General features: G+C 70.3%; 16 protein-coding genes and 1 tRNA gene. 12 read left to right on the forward strand and 5 right to left on the reverse strand.

Annotated elements, in window-relative coordinates:
• Window positions 1–184 precede the first annotated feature (184 nt).
• Window positions 185–1,312, forward strand: coding sequence for an aminotransferase class V-fold PLP-dependent enzyme (locus ACILR4_RS04755; RefSeq protein ID WP_395699686.1), 1,128 nt, complete (start codon window positions 185–187; stop codon window positions 1,310–1,312).
• A gap of 18 nt (window positions 1,313–1,330) precedes the next feature.
• Here ACILR4_RS04755 and ACILR4_RS04760 read toward each other — a convergent pair whose 3' ends face one another.
• On the reverse strand, window positions 1,331–1,789 hold the full coding sequence (locus ACILR4_RS04760; protein ID WP_395699687.1) for a hypothetical protein: 459 nt from the start codon (window positions 1,787–1,789) through the stop codon (window positions 1,331–1,333).
• A 184-nt stretch (window positions 1,790–1,973) separates the two neighbouring features.
• On the opposite strand from ACILR4_RS04760, the gene ACILR4_RS04765 reads away from it, so the two are divergent.
• On the forward strand, window positions 1,974–2,513 hold the full coding sequence (locus ACILR4_RS04765) for a phosphatase PAP2 family protein (protein WP_395699688.1): 540 nt from the start codon (window positions 1,974–1,976) through the stop codon (window positions 2,511–2,513).
• A 24-nt stretch (window positions 2,514–2,537) separates the two neighbouring features.
• On the opposite strand, the gene ACILR4_RS04770 is transcribed toward ACILR4_RS04765, so the two are convergent.
• The 4 genes from ACILR4_RS04770 to ACILR4_RS04785 form a co-directional block, all read right to left on the reverse strand.
• Window positions 2,538–3,170 carry a class I SAM-dependent methyltransferase gene (locus ACILR4_RS04770; protein ID WP_395699689.1) on the reverse strand — a complete coding sequence of 211 codons (633 nt, stop codon included), beginning with the start codon at window positions 3,168–3,170 and terminating at the stop codon, window positions 2,538–2,540.
• A 22-nt stretch (window positions 3,171–3,192) separates the two neighbouring features.
• Window positions 3,193–3,282: transfer RNA gene (locus tag ACILR4_RS04775), tRNA-Ser, on the reverse strand.
• A 38-nt stretch (window positions 3,283–3,320) separates the two neighbouring features.
• Entirely contained in the window at window positions 3,321–7,277 is a 3,957-nt protein-coding gene (locus ACILR4_RS04780; protein ID WP_395699690.1) for an Ig-like domain-containing protein, read from the reverse strand.
• A gap of 119 nt (window positions 7,278–7,396) precedes the next feature.
• Window positions 7,397–8,221, reverse strand: a complete 825-nt coding sequence (locus ACILR4_RS04785; protein ID WP_395699691.1) for a symmetrical bis(5'-nucleosyl)-tetraphosphatase — start codon at window positions 8,219–8,221, stop codon at window positions 7,397–7,399.
• A gap of 88 nt (window positions 8,222–8,309) precedes the next feature.
• On the opposite strand from ACILR4_RS04785, the gene ACILR4_RS04790 reads away from it, so the two are divergent.
• From ACILR4_RS04790 to ACILR4_RS04835, 10 genes are all read left to right on the forward strand, one after another.
• Window positions 8,310–9,620, forward strand: a complete 1,311-nt coding sequence (locus ACILR4_RS04790) for a hemolysin family protein (protein WP_395699692.1) — start codon at window positions 8,310–8,312, stop codon at window positions 9,618–9,620.
• Window positions 9,617–10,381 (forward strand): SapC family protein, encoded by a 765-nt coding sequence (locus ACILR4_RS04795; RefSeq protein ID WP_395699693.1) that lies wholly within the window; start codon window positions 9,617–9,619, stop codon window positions 10,379–10,381. Before ACILR4_RS04790 ends, ACILR4_RS04795 begins: the two co-directional genes overlap by 4 nt.
• Before the next feature lie 160 nt (window positions 10,382–10,541).
• Window positions 10,542–11,633, forward strand: coding sequence for a Rieske 2Fe-2S domain-containing protein (locus ACILR4_RS04800; protein ID WP_395699694.1), 1,092 nt, complete (start codon window positions 10,542–10,544; stop codon window positions 11,631–11,633).
• Window positions 11,633–12,406: a GntR family transcriptional regulator gene (locus ACILR4_RS04805; protein WP_395699695.1), complete on the forward strand. Its 774-nt coding sequence runs from the start codon at window positions 11,633–11,635 to the stop codon at window positions 12,404–12,406. The genes ACILR4_RS04800 and ACILR4_RS04805 overlap by 1 nt, the downstream gene beginning before the upstream one ends.
• A 32-nt stretch (window positions 12,407–12,438) precedes the next feature.
• On the forward strand, window positions 12,439–13,425 hold the full coding sequence (locus ACILR4_RS04810) for a PDR/VanB family oxidoreductase (RefSeq protein ID WP_395699696.1): 987 nt from the start codon (window positions 12,439–12,441) through the stop codon (window positions 13,423–13,425).
• A gap of 133 nt (window positions 13,426–13,558) precedes the next feature.
• Window positions 13,559–14,722 carry an ABC transporter substrate-binding protein gene (locus ACILR4_RS04815; RefSeq protein ID WP_395699697.1) on the forward strand — a complete coding sequence of 388 codons (1,164 nt, stop codon included), beginning with the start codon at window positions 13,559–13,561 and terminating at the stop codon, window positions 14,720–14,722.
• Window positions 14,723–14,732: 10 nt separating this feature from the next.
• Window positions 14,733–15,605 (forward strand): branched-chain amino acid ABC transporter permease, encoded by an 873-nt coding sequence (locus ACILR4_RS04820; RefSeq protein WP_395699698.1) that lies wholly within the window; start codon window positions 14,733–14,735, stop codon window positions 15,603–15,605.
• Window positions 15,602–16,606: a branched-chain amino acid ABC transporter permease gene (locus ACILR4_RS04825; RefSeq protein ID WP_395699699.1), complete on the forward strand. Its 1,005-nt coding sequence runs from the start codon at window positions 15,602–15,604 to the stop codon at window positions 16,604–16,606. The genes ACILR4_RS04820 and ACILR4_RS04825 overlap by 4 nt, the downstream gene beginning before the upstream one ends.
• Window positions 16,603–17,364 carry an ABC transporter ATP-binding protein gene (locus ACILR4_RS04830; protein WP_395699700.1) on the forward strand — a complete coding sequence of 254 codons (762 nt, stop codon included), beginning with the start codon at window positions 16,603–16,605 and terminating at the stop codon, window positions 17,362–17,364. Before ACILR4_RS04825 ends, ACILR4_RS04830 begins: the two co-directional genes overlap by 4 nt.
• Window positions 17,357–18,079, forward strand: a complete 723-nt coding sequence (locus tag ACILR4_RS04835) for an ABC transporter ATP-binding protein (protein ID WP_395699701.1) — start codon at window positions 17,357–17,359, stop codon at window positions 18,077–18,079. The genes ACILR4_RS04830 and ACILR4_RS04835 overlap by 8 nt, the downstream gene beginning before the upstream one ends.
• Window positions 18,080–18,094: the final 15 nt, after the last annotated feature.

Consider the following 18,094-nt stretch of genomic DNA (forward strand, 5'->3'; position numbering starts at 1 on the left):
GCCGCGGCGCGGCTGAAGTTGCCCAGGCGCGAGGCCGCCTCGAAGGCTTGCAGGCAGAACAACGGGGGCAGGCGGTCTCGCATCGTGCGCAATCGGCAAAGGGGGTGTGCCAAGGCCTCGCTGGCGCCACGGGCGCGCGGGACCGACAGTGCGCACCTTACCGGAGACCCAGGAGGAACCGTCGATGCCACCGCTGCACCTGAACCACGCCGGCGCCTCGGTGATGTCCGCCGCCGCGCTGGCCGCGCTGCACGATCACCTGGCGCTGGAGTCGCGGCTGGGGCCGATGGCGGCGGCCGAGCAGGCGGCGCCGGCGCTGCAGCAGCTGCGCGTGGACGCCGCCCGGCTGCTGAACGCGAAGGTGGGCGAAGTGGCGATCCTGGGCAGCGGCTCGGCCGCCTTCGGCGCCGCGTGGTCGGCCTTCGTCCACGCGGCGCCGCTGCGCGCGGGCGATCGCATCCTGGTCGGGCGCCAGGAATGGGGTGGCAACCTGGCCAGCTACCGGCTGGCCGCGGCACGCGCCGGCGCCAGCGTCGAGGTGCTGCCCTGCCGCGACGATGGCAGCGTGGACGTCACGGCCAGCGCCGCGCTGATCGATGCGCGCGTGCGCTGGATCTCGCTCACCTGGCTGCCGGCCAATGGCGGGCTCATCAACGACGCGGCCGCGCTGGGCCGGCTGGCGCGGGCTGCCGGCGTGCCCTACTTCATCGACGCCGGGCAGGCCGTGGGCCAGCTGCCGGTGGACGTGCAGGCGCTGGGCTGCGACGTGCTGAAGAGCGCCGGCCGCAAGCACCTGCGCGGGCCGCGCGGCACCGCGCTGCTGTACGTGCGCCAGGACTTCGTCGACCGGCTGGAGCCGCCCTGGGTCGACGTGCAGTCCGCGCCCTGGGCCGGCGGCCTGCGTGCCGATGCGCGGCGCCTGGAAACCGCCGAGCAGCCGGTGGCGCTGCACCTGGCGCTGCAGGTGGCCGTGGCCGAGGCGCTGGCGCGGGGGCTCGAATCGATCGCGGCGCGCGTGCAGGCGCTGGCCCGCCTGGCGCGCGAGCGCCTGGCCGATCTGCCGAAGGTGCGCCTGCACGACCTGGGCGCGGGGCCGCGTTCCGGCCTGGTGAGCTTCACGGTCGACGGCGAGGCGCCTACGGCGACGCGGGCCCGGCTTGCGGCGCAGGACATCCACGTGGGCGCCAATGGCGTGCCCTACACGCCGCTGGACATGCAGGCCCGCGGGCTGGAAGCCATCGTGCGGGCCTCGTTCTCGTGCCTGAACGACGAGGCCGACGTCGAGCGGCTGGCCGCGGCCCTGCGCACCTGAGCCGCGGGCCGCGTGGCCCTATGGCGCCCGGCTCGCGGCGCGCGCAGCGGCGGGCTGCACGTCCGCCGCGACGGTGAAATAGAAGACCATCGCGTGGTGATCGCCGGCATGCACCGTGGTCACCGCCTCGTGCTGCTCGCCGCCGCTGGCCGCGCGCACCGTGTAGCGACCCGCCGCCAGGTCGACCATCAGCCACGGCCCGTCGAGCGCGCGATCGAACACCACGCGCTGGCGTGCATCGACGATCGTCAGCTGCACGTCCGACAGGTAAGCGCCGCTGCCCTTGGCCGCAGTCGTGACCCACAGGCTGTAGCGGGCGCGTTCGGCCTGCAGCGCATTCGCCTCGTCCTGGCCGATGCCACCGCTGACATAGGGGCGCTCGTCGCCGGTGCGGCCACGCTCCAGGGCCAGGGCCCCCATCGAGGCCATGAGCAGCACGAGGCCCAGCCCTGCTGCCGACAGGCGGGATGGCTTCATCGCGATCTCCATCCAGGGTGATGGCAGCACTCTAGGCCCCGCGCGTGGGCCGGCGTTGCGCCAGCGCAATGCCCGCCTCGGCGGTGCTGGCAATCTTGGCCAACGGACGCTGCGGCATAACGTCTGAAAGACGTGTCCTGCGGGGTCGTCCGCAGGTTCTGGATCTGCGGCCCGGGAGAGCACGATGAGCAAGAGGGCGGTTCGAATGGCGGCATGGCTGCTGGCGCTGGCGCCGCTCGCCGGTCTTGCGGCCGACGACGCCGAGCGTCGTGCCGGCGACGTGCTGAGCTATGCGCTGCCGCTGGGCACGCTGGGGGCCGAGCTGTGGCGCGGCGACCGCAGCGGCGCGCTGCAGCTGGCCCGCTCGTTCGCGGTGACGGTGGCCGCCAGCGAACTGCTCAAGCGCAGCACGCATGTCGAGCGACCCGACCACACCAACGACGAATCCTTTCCGTCGGGCCACGCCTCGCGCGCATTCGCCGCGGCGGCCTACGTGCACCGGCGCCATGGCATCGGCGAGGCCTGGCCCTTGTACGCGCTGGCCACCTATGTCGGCTACACCCGCGTGCAGGCGGGGCGCCATCGCTGGGCGGACGTCGCGGGCTCTGCCGGTCTGGCGCTGGCATCGAGCTGGTGGCTGGTGAGCCCGCAGCAGACCGGCCTGCAGGTGTCGGCCCACCGGGCCCGCGGGTTCTCGATCGGCTGGTCGGTGGCCTTGCCCTGAACCCGCCGGCCGCGTCTGCAGCGCTCAGCGCCGCGCCACCAGGCCGATCAGCGCGGAGCGGCCATGATGGCCCGCGCCTTCGTTCAAGTCGGCCTCGTAGCTGTCCAGCGCCAGGATCTCCAGGTCGGAGAACGCGCTGCGCAGCAGTTCCTCGGTGTACAGGTGCGCCGCGAAGGGCGGCCCGCCGGTCTTGTATTCCAGCTGCTTGGGCGTATAGCCCTGCAGCACCAGCACGCCGCCTGGCTTCAGGCTGGCGACCATGCGCTGGAACAGGCGGCTGCGCAGCGCCGGGTCGGCGAACTGGATGAAGATGGCGGCCACACCGTCGAAGGCGGCCTGCGGCCAGGCGTAGTCGTCACAGCCGGCCACCGTGTACCGCACCTCGACGCCGGCCTGGGCGGCCAGTTGGCGCGCCTTGGCCACGCCGGCCTCGGCGATGTCGAAGGCCTCGACGGCCAGGCCCTGGCGGGCCAGCCACACGCTGTTGCGGCCCTCGCCGTCGGCAACGCACAGCACGCGGCCGCCGCGCGGCCATACCGCCGCATGCTGCGCGAGCCAGCCATTGGGCTCGGTGCCGAACAGGTAGCCTTCGGCCGTGAAGCGGCGATTCCACACCGCGGCGGCATCGTCGAAGGGCGGCGAGCTGGGGTTCGTCATCGGCGGGTCGGTTGAACGCCTCTGGCGGAAGCGGTGAGATTCGAACTCACGGACGGGATGAACCGTCGCCGGTTTTCAAGACCGGTGCCTTAAACCGCTCGGCCACGCTTCCAGAAGGCGGTTGTCATTCTCTCAGATGCGCGCCTCGGCTCAGCTGAAGCCGATGCCGTGTTCCGCCAGGCCGGTCAGGCCGATGTTGGCGGCGTTCAGGTCGGTCTCGGCGGCCAGGATGCCGAGGCCGGCCTGGGTGACGGTGCCGCTGGTGATCAGGCCGACGAAGTAGTCGCGGTCGGCCGCGCCGGGCTGCACGCCGACGACGTTGCCGTACAGCAGGTTCACCACCGACACGTTGCTCGGGTTGGGGCCCAGGCGGGCCTCCAGCGCCAGCTGCATCAGGGCCGGGTAGCTCATGCCGGCGTCCAGCAGGTCGAGGCCGATGCCGACATAGGCCTCGTTGGCGACCGAGCTCTTGCCGAACACCGCGCCCAGGATCTTGGCGGTGGTGCCGGCGTTCCCGTCGATGTCGAGCGCCACGTGGCGGTCGGCGAAGTCCACGCGCTCCACGCCGTACAGCAGGTCGCGGCCTTCATTGCCGGCCAGCGCGGTGACGACCCAGCCGCCATCGACCGCGCCGATGGTGTAGGCCGCCTTGTTGCCGCTGAACACCGCGGTGTCCAGGCCGTCGTCGCCTTCGAGGATGTCGTCGCCCGCGCCGCCCCTGAGCCTGTCGTCGCCGTTGCCGCCGACCAAGGTGTCGCGGCCGCCGGTGCCGGTGAGCGTGTCCGCTGCGTTGGTGCCCGGGATCACCGTGCGGGTGAAGGCGGTGAGTTCGTAGCGGCCGGCGCCGACGTCGAAGTCAGACGCCGCCAGGTAGTAGTTGCCGGTGCTGGGCGCGGTGAAGGTGATCTGGGCGTTCAGGTCGCCGCCGGTGTCGTCGTCGTAGTCCAGCGGCTGGCCGGCGGCATCCAGCAGCACGAGGTAGGGGTCGTCCAATGCGCTGTCGGCGCCGCCCACGCGCTGGAGGTCGAAGGTGTACTGCCAGCCCGCGGTGAGCGAGACGCGGAACATGTCGATGTCGCTCGGCACGTTGATCGTGCCGCTGGTGCCGGCCTGGTTCACCGCCACCGTGCCCGAGGTGGCGGTGGCGCCGAGGAAGTCGTCGCTCTCGACGACGGCCTGCAGCGTGTAGCCGCCGGTGGCCTCGGCATAGTCGAAGGCGGCCAGATAGTACTCGCCATTGGCCGAGGGCGTGAAGTACAGCCGGGCGTCGTAGGGCAGCGGGCCGCTGTCGTCGTCGGAGCCGATCAGTATCACGTCCGGCTTGGGGCCGTACAGCGCCAGGAAGGGGTCCACCGCCTCGTCCTGCGGGGCCACCATGTCGAAGCGGTAGGTCACGCCGGCGGCCAGCGTCACCTTGAACAGGTCGCCGTCGTTGGGCCGGTCGATGCGGGCATGCACCAGCGGACCGTTCGGCGAGACCACGCCGGTGGTGCTGGTGGACAGCGGGTAGTCGTCGGTCACCGCCGGCAGCGCGGTGTGGAAGTTCCACGCGGTGTTGCTGGTGATGCCGGCGTAGGCGTTGCCAGAGGCATCGCGGAACGCATCGGCGTCGATGTGCACGACGATCTCGGTGTCGTCGGGCAGGTTGGCGCCGGGATTGATGGTGACCTTGCTGCCGTCGATGGTGACCGCGCTGGTGTCGTTGGCGCGGATCTCGCGGATCACCTGGTTGCTGGCATTGAGCAGCTGGATGCGGCCGTTGCCGGCGACGACGGTCTCGCTGAAAGTCATCACCAGGTCGGCGGCCGCGTTCACCTGCGTGGTGTCGTCGGCCGGCGAGCGTGTCAGCAGCGTCGGCGCCTGGGTGTCCTGCGTGGTGGCGCTGAGGGTGTAGCCGCCCTGGCCGAGCTCGGAATAGTCCAGCGCGGCGAGGTAGTGCGTGCCGCTGACTGCTGCGGTGAAGCTGATGCGCGAATTGCCGTTGCCGGCGCTGTCGTCGTCGTCGGCCACCAGGGCCAGCGAAGGGTTGAACAGCGCCAGGTAGGGGTCGGTCAGGCCGCCGGCGGTGCGCTGCAGCGTGAAGGTGTAGTGCACCCCGGCGACGAGTTCGACGCGGAACAGGTCCTGGTCGCCGGCCACCTCGATGCGGCCGCTGGCCGCCGGCCCGTTGACGACCACGATGCCCGGCGTCGACGGATCGAGCGGGTAGTCGTCGGTGCCCGCCGCGGCGGTGGTGAAGTTCCAGGCGGTACTGCCCAGCACGCCGGCGAAGTTGTTGCCCGCCGCGTCGCGGAAGGCGCCGGCATCCACCGTGACGCTGTAGCTGCCGTTGGCGCCCAGGTCGCTGCTGGGGTTGATGCGGACCTGGCTGCCGTCGATCGAGACCTGCGTGGTGTCGGTCACCGCGATGGTCCGCACCACCTGGCCACCGGAACGGATGACGATGCTGCCGCTGCCGACGCTGACGTTCTCGTTGAACGTCAGCACCAGGTCGGCACCAACGGCCACGGCGGTGGCGTCGTCGGCCGGCGAGAGTGCCAGCAGCTGCGGCGGCGTGGTGTCGCTGGTGGCGGTGTTGAAGTTCCAGGCGGCGTTGCCGGCGAGGCCCGCGAAGGCATTGCCGGCCAGGTCCACCAGCGCGCCGGGCTCGACGGTGACGTAGTAGCCGCGGCCGGCCAGCAGGTTGACGCTGGGGTCCACCGTCGCGCTGTTGCCGCTGAAGCGCACCTGCGCGGCGTCGTTGGCCGCGATGCTGCGGAACAGCGTGCCGTCGCTGTTGAAGATGTCGATGCTGCCGGCGCCGGCCTTGATCGGCTCGTTGAAGGTCAGCACCAGGTTCGCGCCGATCGGCGCATTGCCGCTGTTGTCCGACGGGCTCAGCGACTGCAGCTGCGGCGGGCTGGCGTCGGTGCCGGGCGAGAGCTGGCCGAGGGTGCGGCTGAGGTCGGCGAACTGGAAGTTCTCGACCCCGGTGATCGTGTCGGTGCCGCTGGCGTTGCCGCTGAGGGTGATGGTGCCGCCGTTGACGCTGATGGTGTAGCTGGCGAAGCTGCCTTCGAACACCGCGGTGTCGGTGCCGTCGCCACCGTCGAGCCGGTCATTGCCGGGGCCGCCGACCAAGGTGTCGTCGCCGGCGCTGCCGTAGAGCTCGTCGCTGCCGGCACCACCTTCGAGCCGGTTGGCGCCGTCGTTGCCGATGATCACGTCGTTGCCGCCGCCGCCGATGGCGTTCTCGATCGTCGTGTTGTAGGCGATCGCGATGTTGTTGGTCATGTCGTTGACCGACGAGAACGCGCCCGCATGCAGGTCGATGCGGCTGGGCGTGGACCAGCCGCTGACGTTGAGCGTGTCGGTGCCGCCCGAATCGAAGATCGTCAGGATCGGGTTGCGGTTGACCGTGAAGTCGTAGATCTGGCCGGTGGCACCGCCCACGGTCGACGAGAAGCCGTACACCGTGTTGTCCAGGCGCGTGGTGGTGGAGGCACCGTAGATCGTCTGGATCGCCATGATGTCGTTGAGCATCGGCGTCTGCGGCGAATGCGTCGTGCCACCGGCGTCCACCCAGTCGGCCTGCATCACCTCGGCCGAGTAGTTCGGCGCGGCATAGCGCGGGCCGAAGTAGGACATGATCGACAGCACCACGCTGTCCTGGAACGACGAGGGCGCCCAGTTGCCGTCGCCGTTGTAGTCACCCATGTGGTTCAGGCCCAGGGCATGGCCGATCTCGTGGATGAAGGTCTGGAAGCCGTATTCGCCGACGCTGGTGCGCACCAGCGTGTCCTCGGTCGCGTTGAACCAGGCGCTGCCGGTGGTGGGGTAGTAGGCGTGCGCGTAGCCGATGTTGGTGCTGGTGTAGCCGAACTCGATGTCGGTCTGGCCCGGCGTGCCCGGCACCATCGTTTGCGGGATCAGGTCGTCCCAGGTGGCCAGCGCCAGCGTCATCCACTGCTGCTGCGTGGCGTTCACCGCCCGGAAGCCGGTGGCTTCACCTTGCGAGAACAGCCCGCTGGCAGTGCCCGGGAACGCGTAGCTGATGGTGTTGCCGGACCACTTCTGGCCGCTGTCGAGCTGGTTCAGTACCTGGGCTTGGGTCCAGTTCGCGGCCATGGCGGGGTCCTCCGGTGGGGTCGTGGTGTGGTGTTCGGTGTGTCGAACCGGATTCAATCACCCATGGCGGTGCCGCGGTAGGCCCAAAAGAGCCATCCGGAGCCACGGCCCGGCACGGATCAGGCGGGCGCCTGGGCCTGTGCGCAGGCCACCTGCACCAGCTCGCGCCGGCCGCCGTCCACCCGCACCGCGCTGAGGTGGCCGCCCCAGACGCAGCCGGTGTCCAGCGCCAGCAGCGTGGGCTCGAGCCGCAGGCCCAGCGTGGACCAGTGGCCGAACGCGATCGGGGTGTCGCGGGTGCGGCGGCCGGGCGCCTCGAACCAGGGGAAGTGGCCGGGCGGCGCGGCGTCGGCGCCGTCCTTGGTCTTGAAGTCGAGCCGGCCTTCGGCGTCGCAGAAGCGGATGCGCGTGAGCACGTTGATCACGAAGCGCCAGCGGTCGGCGCCCTGCAGCGCGGGGTGCCACTGCGCGGGTTCGTTGCCGTACATCACGCGCAGGAAGCCGGCGAGGTCGGGGCCCGCCAGCAGCGCGTGCACCTCGTCGGCCAGCGCCAGCGTCTGCGCGGCGTCCCATTGCGGCACCACGCCGGCATGCACCAGCAGCCAGCCATGCGCCGTGTCGGCCAGCTTGCAGCGCTGGCGCAGCCAGTCCAGCCAGGCCTCGCGCTCGGGGCTGGCCAGGATCTCGCCCAGCGTGTCGCTGCGGTGCGGCGGGCGGATGCCCTCGGCCACCGCCAGCAGGTGCAGGTCGTGGTTGCCGAGCAGGCACTGCGCGGCATTGCCCAGGCCCTGCAGCCGCTGCAGCGTGCGCAGCGAGTCCGGGCCGCGGTTCACCAGGTCGCCCAGCACGTGCAGGCTGTCGCGCGAAGGGGAGAAGCCGATCTCGGCCAGCAGGCGGTCGAAGGCGTCGCAGCAGCCCTGCAGGTCGCCGATCAGGTAATGCACGGGCTGGGAGGAGGGCGGGACATGACCCGATTCTGCTACGCTCGCCGCCTCGTTATTCGCAGGGGGCGCCGCACGCGCGCGCCGCCACATGGACGTCGCGCTGCTGGTTTTTCTGATTGTCGTCAACGGGCTGTTCGCCATGTCCGAAATGGCCCTGACGGCCGCTCGCAAGGCCCGCCTGGCCGTGATGGTGGAAGCCGGCGAAGCCGGCGCCAGCGTGGCGATGGACCTGCACGAGCATCCCACGAAGTTCCTCTCGACGGTGCAGATCGGCATCACCTCGATCGGCGTGCTCAACGGCATCGTCGGCGATGCGGCCTTCTCGCAGCCGCTGGCGGCCTGGCTGATCGAGGCCTTCCACCTGCACGAAAAGGCGGCGCACATCACCGCCACCGCGCTGGTGGTGGTGATCATCACCTTCCTGACCATCATCTTCGGCGAGCTGGTGCCCAAGCGCCTGGGCCAGATGTACCCGGAGAACGTCGCTCGCCTGGCGGCGCGGCCGATGGAATGGCTGTCCACCGCCACGCGGCCCTTCGTCTGGCTGCTGTCGGCCTGCACCGAGGCCACGCTGCGCCTGCTGGGCATCCGCGAGGCGCCTTCGCGCACCGTGACCGAGGAGGAGATCGCCGCCAGCCTGGAAGAGGGCGTCGATGCCGGCGTGATCGAGGCGCAGGAGCACCAGATGGTGCGCAACGTGTTCCGGCTCGACGACCGGCAGATCGGCTCGATGATGATTCCGCGCGCCGAGATCGTCTGGCTCGACCTGAACGCGCCGCTGCCCGAGCTGCTGCAGCAGATGGCCGAGCACGGCCGCTCGCGCTACCCGGTGTGCCGCGGCGGGCTGGACGACGTGGTGGGCGTGGTCGAGGCGCAGACCATGCTGCAGGCGCTGGCCCGCGGCGGCCAGCCCGACATTGCCGCGCTGATGCTGCCGCCGGTGTTCGTGCCCGAGACACTGTCGGGCATGGAACTGCTCGACCACTTCCGCGGCACCAGCGCGGAGCTGGTCTTCGTCGTCGACGAGTACGGCGCGGTGCAGGGCGTGATCACGGTGCGCGACGTGCTGGAAGCCATCACCGGCGAGTTCAGCCCGCCCAGCGCCGACGATGCCTGGGCCGTGCGCCGCGCCGACGGCAGCTGGTTGATGGACGGGCTGATTCCGGTGCCCGAGCTGAAGGACCGGCTGGAGCTGAAGGCGCTGCCGGAGGAAGACCGTGGCCGCTACAACACGCTGGCCGGCATGGTGATGCTGCTGCTGGGCCGGCTGCCGCGCACGGCCGATGTGGTGGAATGGGAGGCTTGGCGTTTCGAGGTGGTGGACCTCGACGGCAAACGTGTCGACAAGGTGCTGGTGTCCCGCATCCCGACTTCCGAATCTGAAAGACAAGACGCATGATCAACGAAAGCCTCCACAAGAAGCCTGTCGCGCTGGACCGCCAGATGCACCGCGACCTGAGGCTCGACCGCAACGCGCGCGACATGACGCGCAACAAGTCCCTCAACGCCTTCTTCATCGCCGCCGGCGAGTTCGCCGATGCCTGCAAGGACTTTCCGGTGGTGTGGGTGCCGGCCGGCCAGGACGAGCAGGGCAAGCCGCAGGTGGCGCCGATCGCGGTGTTCGGCCTGCAGCAGGGCATCAACCTGTGCATCGACGCGGCCGACCGCTGGCGCGTGCGCTACGTGCCGGTGATGCTGCGCAGCTACCCGTTCGCCATGGCGCGCACCTCGGCCACCGAGATGGTGCTGTGCGTCGACGAAAGCTGGATCGGCTTCTCCAAGGAGACCGGCGAGCGCCTGTTCAACGACGATGGCACGCCGACCGAGCTGACCCTGGGCGTGCAGCGCCAGCTCGAGCAGCTGGAAATGGACGTCGAGCGCAGCCGGCTCTACGGCGCCAAGCTGCTGGAGCTGAACCTGCTGCGCGACATGCAGTTCGAAGCCACGCTGCCCGACGGCAGCAAGTTGCAGGTCAACGGCTTCCTGACCGTGGACGAGGACAAGCTCAACGCGCTGCCCGATGCGGCGATGCTGGACCTGGCGCGCAGCGGCCTGCTGGGCCTGATCCATGCGCACCAGATCTCGCTGTCCAACATGGCGCGCCTGGCCGAATGGCATGCCGAGCGTCTGGCCGCCGGCGGCGAGGCCGCCAACAGCTGATCGCGCCTGCCACCCGGCGGACCCGCAGCGGTCCGACCTGCAGCACAACGGGGCCTTCGGGCCCCGTTGGCGTTTCCGGGTTGCGGGTAAACCCTTGACTTCGACCGAGATCGGGAAGACAGAATACGTGCTGTATACATAGATCCTGGAAATCCTCACCATGGCCACCTTCCCGCTGAACGCTTGGTACGCCGCCGCCTACGATGTCGAGCTCGGCCGCAGCCTGCTGCCGCGCACCATCTGCAACCAGAAGATCGTGTTCTACCGCAGGGAAGACGGCACGCCCGTGGCGCTGGAAGACGCCTGCTGGCACCGTCTGCTGCCGCTGTCCATGGGCCGGCTGGAAGGCGACGAGGTGGTGTGCGGCTACCACGGTCTTGTATTCAATGGATCGGGTCGCTGCACGCACATGCCCTCGCAGGAGTCGGTCAACCCTTCGGCCTGCGTGCGCGCCTACCCGGTGCTGCAGAAGCACCGCTTCGTCTGGGTCTGGCCCGGTGACCCCGCGCTGGCCGACCCGGCGCTGGTGCCAGACCTGCACTGGAACGACTCACCCGGCTGGACCGGCGACGGCAAGCTGATCCACGTGAACTGCGACTACCGCCTGGTGATCGACAACCTGATGGACCTGACGCACGAGACCTTCGTGCACGGCGGCAGCATCGGCGACCGCGCGGTGGCCGAGGCGCCGTTCGTCGCGACGCACGGCGATCGCTTTGCCACCGTCACGCGCTGGATGGAAGGCATCCAGCCGCCGCCGTTCTGGGCCGGGCAGATCCGCCATGCGCGCGGCTACAGCGGTGCGGTGGACCGCTGGCAGATCATCCGCTTCGAGGCGCCGTGCACGGTGACCATCGACGTCGGCGTGGCCGAGGCCGGCACCGGCGCGCGCGGCAGCGAGGGCGTGCCCGGCGACCGCAGCCGCGGCGTCAACGGCTTCGTGCTGAACACCATCACGCCCGAGACCGACAAGACCTGCCACTACTTCTGGGCCTTCGCACGCAACTACTGCCTGCACGAGCAGCGCGTCACGCACGAGCTGCGCGAGGGCGTGGCGCGCATCTTCCGCGAGGACGAGTCGGTGCTCGAGGCGCAGCAGCGCGCGATCGACGACCATCCCGGCTACACCTTCTACAACCTCAACATCGATGCCGGCGCGATGTGGGCGCGCCGGTTGATCGACCGCCGCATCGCGGCCGAAGCCTCGCCTGCCGCGGCCGGCCGCGCGATCCCGATCCGCCCGGCCGCCTGATGGCCACCGCCGCCCTGCCGCGCGAGCCGGAGTCCGACGACAGCGGCGGCTCGCAGACGCTGCGCGCGCAGCTGCGCCTGCGCGAGCTGATCGTCAATGGCGAGATAACGCCCAATGTACGCATCCCGGAGCTGGCGCTGGTGGAGCGCCTGGGCGTCTCGCGCACGCCGGTGCGCGCCGCGCTGCACAAGCTGCAGGAAGAGGGCCTGCTGGAGGCGCTGCCCGGCGGCGGCTTCGTGGTGCGCGAGTTCGGCGAGACCGACATCCACGACGCGATCGAGCTGCGCGGCACGCTCGAAGGCCTGGCCGCGCGCCTGGCGGCCGAGCGCGGTGCCGGTGCGCTGGTGATGGCCGGCCTGCGCGACTGCCTGGCCCGCATCGATGAGCTGCTGCAGCCGCAGTCGCTCGATGACGCGTCCTTCAGCGCCTATGTCGAGCAGAACGGCCGCTTCCACCGCCTGCTGGCCGAAGCCTCCGGCAGCGCGCTGGTGCAGCGCCAGATCGAGCGCGCGGTGACGCTGCCCTTCGCCTCGCCCAACGGCTTCGTGCTGCTGCGCGCCAGCGGCCCGCATGCGCGCGACACGCTGGTGGTGGCGCAGCAGCAGCACCACTGCGTGGTCGAAGCCATCCAGCAGCGCGAAGGCGCGCGCGCCGAGAGCGTGATGCGCGAGCACGCCCGCATCGCCCACCGCAACCTGCGCGAGGCGCTGCAGTCCCACCAGGGCCTGCAGCAGCTGCCCGGCGCGCGGCTGATCCGCCGCGCCGACCGCTGAGCTTCCATTCATCTTCCGAGAAGGTTCCCGCCATGCGGCATTCGAACGACTGGACCGCGGCCGCCGTGCGCCGCGTCACCGCCCTGAGCCCCACCGTCCGCGAGATCGAACTCGAACCCGAGGGCGGCGCGCCGTCGTGGACCCCGGGCAGCCACCTGCAGGTGCGGGTGCGGCTGCAGGACGGCCGCATCGACACGCGCCACTACTCGCTGGTGGGTCGGCCCGATGGCCGCGGCTGCCGCATTGCCGTGAAGCGCACCGAGGCCAGCCGCGGCGGCTCGCGGTTCATGACCGGGCTGCAGGCGGGCGACCGCATCGAGGTGCTGCCACCGAACAACCACTTCGAGCTGCCGGCCGGCGCGGCCCCGACCCTGCTGCTGGCCGGCGGCATCGGCATCACGCCACTGGTGGGCATGGCGCAGGTGCTGGCCGAGCGCGGTGCCTGGCTGCGCCTGGCCTATGCCGCGCGCAGCACGGCCGAGCTGGTGTATGCCGACGAACTGCGCGCGCTGCTCGGCGACCGCCTCGCCACCTTCGCGGGCGATGCCGGCCAGCGCATCGACCTGGCGGCCGAAATCGCCGCGCTGCCGGCCGATGCGCAGGCGCTGGTCTGCGGGCCGCTGCCGCTGATGCAGGCCGCGCAGGCCGCCTGGGCCGCGGCCGGGCGCGCGGCCGAGCGGCTGCGCTTCGAAACCTTCGGCGCCGGCGGCGCGTTGCCGGCGCAGGCCTTCACCGCGCGGCTGCCGCGCCACGGGCTCGAGATCCAGGTGCCGGCCGACCGCTCGCTGCTGGAGGTGCTGGAGGCCAACGGCATCGAACTGCTGTCCGACTGCCGGCGCGGCGAATGCGGGCTGTGCGCGATCGACGTGCTGGCGGTGGAAGCCGGCCAGATCGACCACCGCGACGTGTTCTTCGACGCGCAGCAGCGCAGCGCGGGCCGCCAGCTCTGCGCCTGCGTTTCGCGCCTGTGCGGCCCGGGCGCGACGGTGGTGCTGGACAGCGCCTACCGGCCGGATTGATTTAGAACCTTAACCAATGCCACGGCGCGATAGCTGCTATGGGCCAGCAATGCCGCAGCCTGGGGCTATCGCGGGGGCGCCGGTGGAGGGGGCCATCGCACAATCAGCGCCATTCCAAACCCGGAGACTCGGCATGCTGAATCGTCGATTGCACCTGATGGCCCTTGCCGCTGCCACCCTGGCCGCCGGCGCGGCCCAGGCCCAGAGCGATACCGTGAAGATCGGCGTCATCCTGCCGATGACCGGCCCCTCTGCTTCCACCGGCAAGCAGATCGATGCGGCGATCAAGCTCTTCATGGCGCAGAGCGGTGGCAAGGCCGGCGGCAAGAAGGTCGAGGTGATCGTCAAGGACGACAACGGCACCGCCAACCTCACCGCGCGCATGGCGCAGGAGCTGATCGTCAACGACAAGGTCGTGGCCATTGCCGGCTTCGGCCTGACGCCGCTGGCGCTGACCGCCGCGCCGATCGCCACGCAGGGCAAGACGCCGATGGTGGTGATGGCCGCGGCCACCTCGGCCATCACCGAGGCTTCGCCCTACATCGTGCGCACCAGCTTCACGCTGCCGCAGGCCGCGGTGAGCATCGCCGAATGGGCGCCCAAGCACGGCATCAAGAAGGTGGCCACGCTGGTGGCCGACTACGGCCCCGGGAACGATGCCGAGAAGTTCTTCGTCGACCGCTTCCTGCTCAACGGTGGCCAGGTGCTCGAGAAGCTGCGCACCCCGCTGCGCGGTGCCGATTTCGCGCCGGTGCTCCAGAAGGTGCGCGACGCCAAGCCCGATGCGCTGTTCGTCTTCCTGCCCTCGGGCCAGGGCGCGCAGTTCATGAAGCAGTTCGGCGAGCGCGGCCTGGACAAGGCCGGCATCAAGCTGATCGCCACCGGCGACGTGACCGACGACGACCAGCTCAACGACATGGGCGACGTGGCGCTGGGCGTGGTGAACTCGCACCACTACTCCGCGGCCCACCCGAGCGCGATGAACAAGAAGTTCGTCGCCGACTTCGAGGCGATGAACAAGTTCCGGCCCAACTTCATGGCCGTCGGCGGCTATGACGGCATGCGCCTGATCTTCAAGGGCCTGGACGCCACCAAGGGCGCCGGCGGCGATGCGCTGCTCGCGGCGATGAAGGGCCAGCTCTTCGAAAGCCCGCGCGGCCAGATCCTGATCGATGCGCAGACGCGCGACATCGTGCAGGACATCTACATCCGCAAGGTCGAGAAGAAGGACGGCCAGCTCTGGAACATCGAGTTCGACGTCCAGAAGGCGGTCAAGGACCCCGGCAAGACGAAGTGATCCTCAGGCGATGCTGACGCTGCTTTTCGACGGCATCGCCTACGGCATGCTTCTGTTCGTGCTGGCCCTGGGGCTGGCCGTGACGATGGGCTTGATGAACTTCATCAACCTCGCGCACGGCGCGTTCGCGATGGTCGGCGGCTACCTGCTGATCGTGCTGATGCAGAAGGCGGGCTGGCCTTTCCTGGCCTGCCTGCCGGCGGCCTTCGTCGTCACCGCGCTGCTGGGCGCGCTGCTCGAACGCACGGTGTACCGGCCGATGTACGGCAAGCCGCACCTGGACCAGGTGCTGTTCTCGATCGGCCTCACGTTCATGGCGGTGGCCGCGGTCGACTATGTGATGGGCAGCTCGCAGTACAACATCCAGCTGCCCGACTGGCTGCGCCAGCGCTTCGAGTTCGGCTCCGGCGCGTGGACGCTGGGCATGGGTGCGTACCGCCTGTTCATCGTCGTCAGCTGCGTGGCGCTGGCCTTGGGGCTGCAGGCCGTGTTGGCCAGGACCCGCTTCGGTAGCCGCCTGCGCGCGGCGGTGGACGACTCGCGCGTCGCCGCCGGCCTGGGCATTCCGGTCAACCGCGTGTTCCTGCTGACCTTCGCGGTGGGCTCGGGCATGGCCGGCCTCGGTGGGGCGCTGGGCGCCGACATCCTCGGCATGGACCCGCAGTTCCCGCTGAAGATGATGGTGTATTTCCTGATCGTCTGCGCCGTCGGCGGCACCAGCTCGATCACCGGTCCGCTGGTCGCGGCGCTGGTGCTGGGCATCGCCGACGTGTTCGGCAAGTACTACGTGCCCAAGCTCGGCGCCTTCATCGTCTACGTGCTGATGATCGCCATCCTGCTGTGGCGCCCGCAGGGCCTGTTCACCCGCGAGGGCAAGGCATGAGCGGCGCGCCGGATCCGACGCCGCATGCGACGCCGACCGCCGCCGCCGCGCGCCTGCTCGCGCCGTCGAAGTGGCGTGCCTGGGAGCTGGTGGCCTGGGCGCTGATCTGGGCGGTGCCGCTGGTGTTCGGCCAGCATGCGGCGCTGATCAACGAGGTCGCGATCTTCGCGCTGTTCGCGCTGTCGCTGGACCTGATCCTGGGCTATGCCGGCATCGTCTCGCTGGGCCACGCGGCCTTCTTCGGCACCGGCGCCTACGTGGCCGGGCTGTTCGCCAAGCATGTGATGCCCGATCCGCTGGTGGGCCTGCTGGTCTCGGCCGCGGCCGGCGCGCTGCTGGGCGCCGTCACCAGCCCGATGATCGTGCGCGGCACCGACCTCACGCGGCTGATGGTGACGATGGGCGTGGCCCTGGTGCTGCTGGAGCTGGGCAACAAGTTCGACAGCATCACCGGCGGCACCGACGGCATGCAGGGCGTGATGATGGGTCCGCTGCTCGGGGCCTTCACCTTCGACCTCACCGCGCGCGTCGCGTCGTTCTACTCGCTGGCGGTGCTGTTCCTGGTCTTCCTGCTGCTGCGGCGCGTCGTGCACTCGCCGCTGGGCCTGTCGCTGCAGGCGCTGCGCGATAACCGCCTGCGGCTGATGGCCATCGGCCTGTCGGTGCAGGGCCGGCTGGCGGTGGTGTACACGCTGTCGGGGGCCATCGCCGCCGTGGCCGGCGCGCTGCTGACGCAGACCACCGGCTTCGTCTCGCTCGACGTGTTCGAATTCCACCGCTCGGCCGACCTGATGCTGGCGCTGGTGATCGGCGGCACCGGCTGGCTGTGGGGCGGGCCGATCGGCGCCATCGCCTTCAGCGTGATGCGCGACTGGCTCTCGGGCATCACCACGCAGTACTGGACCTTCTGGATCGGCCTGTTCCTGGTGGTGCTGATGCTGGTCGGCCGCGAACGCCTGTTCAAGCCCTGGACCTGGTTCCGCAAGGGGGCTGCATCGTGAGCCCGGTCGTGCTCGAGACCCAGGGCCTGGTGAAGCGCTTCGGCGGCATCACCGCCACCAACAACGTGTCGCTGAAGGTCACGCGTGGCGCCCGCCATGCGCTGATCGGGCCCAACGGCGCCGGCAAGACCACGTTGATCAACCAGCTCACCGGCGTGATGGCCCCCACCGAAGGCCGCGTGCTGCTGCGCGGCGAGGACATCACCACGCTGGCGCCGCACAAGCGCGTCGGCCTGGGACTGGTGCGCACCTTCCAGATCAACCAGCTGTTCGCCTCGCTCACGCCGCTGCAGAGCCTGGCGCTGGCGGTGTCCGGCCGGCTCGATGCGGCGCGCCGCTGGTGGCGGCCCGTCGGCAGCGACGGCGCCATTGCCGCCGAATGCGAACAGCTGCTGGCGCAGTTCCGCCTGACCGAGCATGCCGACCGGCCCACGCGCGAGCTGCCCTACGGCAAGCGGCGGCTGTTGGAGATCGGCCTGGCGGTGGCGCAGAAGCCCAGCGTGCTGCTGCTGGACGAGCCGGCGGCGGGCGTGCCGGCCGCCGAGCGGCAGGACATCCTGGACACCGTGGCGGCGCTGCCCGAGGATGTCTCGGTGGTGCTGATCGAACACGACATGGACCTGGTCTTCAGCTTCGCGAAATACCTCACCGTGCTGGTCAACGGCACCGTGCTGACCGAAGGCACGCCGCAGGCGATTGCCGCCGACCCGCAGGTGAGGGCCGTCTATCTCGGCGAAACGCAGGTGATGCATGGCTGACGCGCTGCTGCAAGTCGACGGCCTGCGCTGCGGCTACGGCGAAGCCGTGGTGCTGAGCGACGTGAGCTTCACGATCCCCGAAGGCCGCTCACTGGCCTTGTTAGGCCGCAACGGCACCGGCAAGACCACCTTGCTGGACACGCTGGTCGGCGTGACGCGGCGGCATGCCGGCACCATCGCGCTGAACGGGCGCGAGATCTCCCGGCTGCCGGTGTATGAGCGGGCCGGTGCCGCGAACTGGCAGGGATTGGGTTGGGTGCCGCAGGAGCGCAACATCTTCAAGTCGCTCACGGTGCACGAGAACCTCACCGCGGTGGCCCGGCCTGGCGCCTGGACGCCGAAGCGCGTGTACGAGCTGTTCCCCCGCCTGGCCGAGCGCCAGCGCAACCTGGGCCAGCAGCTCTCCGGGGGCGAGCAGCAGATGCTGGCCTTCGGCCGCGCGCTGGTGCTGAACCCCAAGTTGCTGCTGCTGGACGAGCCGCTCGAAGGGCTGGCGCCGATCATCGTCGAAGAGCTGCTGCGCGCGATCCGCCGCGTCGCGCGCGAAGAGGGCCTGAGCTCGATCGTCGTCGAACAGCATCCGCACATGGTGCTGGGCGTGACCGACGATGCCATCGTGCTCGACCGCGGCGGCATTGCGTACCGGGCGACCAGCGAAGCGCTGATCGCCGATCCCACGCCACTGGACACCTGGCTCGGCGTGGCCCAACACTGATCGCAGGAGATCCCG

It is taken from the genome of Aquabacterium sp., from assembly GCF_044226965.1.
Lineage (GTDB): Bacteria > Pseudomonadota > Gammaproteobacteria > Burkholderiales > Burkholderiaceae_C > Pseudaquabacterium.

Coding starts and splice junctions, on each gene's coding strand:
- ACILR4_RS04755 (WP_395699686.1), top strand. CDS start 185: ATGCCACCGCTGCACCTGAACCACGCCGGCGCCTCGGTGATGTCCGCC.
- ACILR4_RS04760 (WP_395699687.1), bottom strand. CDS start 1,789: ATGAAGCCATCCCGCCTGTCGGCAGCAGGGCTGGGCCTCGTGCTGCTC.
- ACILR4_RS04765 (WP_395699688.1), top strand. CDS start 1,974: ATGAGCAAGAGGGCGGTTCGAATGGCGGCATGGCTGCTGGCGCTGGCG.
- ACILR4_RS04770 (WP_395699689.1), bottom strand. CDS start 3,170: ATGACGAACCCCAGCTCGCCGCCCTTCGACGATGCCGCCGCGGTGTGG.
- ACILR4_RS04780 (WP_395699690.1), bottom strand. CDS start 7,277: ATGGCCGCGAACTGGACCCAAGCCCAGGTACTGAACCAGCTCGACAGC.
- ACILR4_RS04790 (WP_395699692.1), top strand. CDS start 8,310: ATGGACGTCGCGCTGCTGGTTTTTCTGATTGTCGTCAACGGGCTGTTC.
- ACILR4_RS04795 (WP_395699693.1), top strand. CDS start 9,617: ATGATCAACGAAAGCCTCCACAAGAAGCCTGTCGCGCTGGACCGCCAG.
- ACILR4_RS04800 (WP_395699694.1), top strand. CDS start 10,542: ATGGCCACCTTCCCGCTGAACGCTTGGTACGCCGCCGCCTACGATGTC.
- ACILR4_RS04805 (WP_395699695.1), top strand. CDS start 11,633: ATGGCCACCGCCGCCCTGCCGCGCGAGCCGGAGTCCGACGACAGCGGC.
- ACILR4_RS04810 (WP_395699696.1), top strand. CDS start 12,439: ATGCGGCATTCGAACGACTGGACCGCGGCCGCCGTGCGCCGCGTCACC.
- ACILR4_RS04815 (WP_395699697.1), top strand. CDS start 13,559: ATGCTGAATCGTCGATTGCACCTGATGGCCCTTGCCGCTGCCACCCTG.
- ACILR4_RS04820 (WP_395699698.1), top strand. CDS start 14,733: ATGCTGACGCTGCTTTTCGACGGCATCGCCTACGGCATGCTTCTGTTC.
- ACILR4_RS04825 (WP_395699699.1), top strand. CDS start 15,602: ATGAGCGGCGCGCCGGATCCGACGCCGCATGCGACGCCGACCGCCGCC.
- ACILR4_RS04835 (WP_395699701.1), top strand. CDS start 17,357: ATGGCTGACGCGCTGCTGCAAGTCGACGGCCTGCGCTGCGGCTACGGC.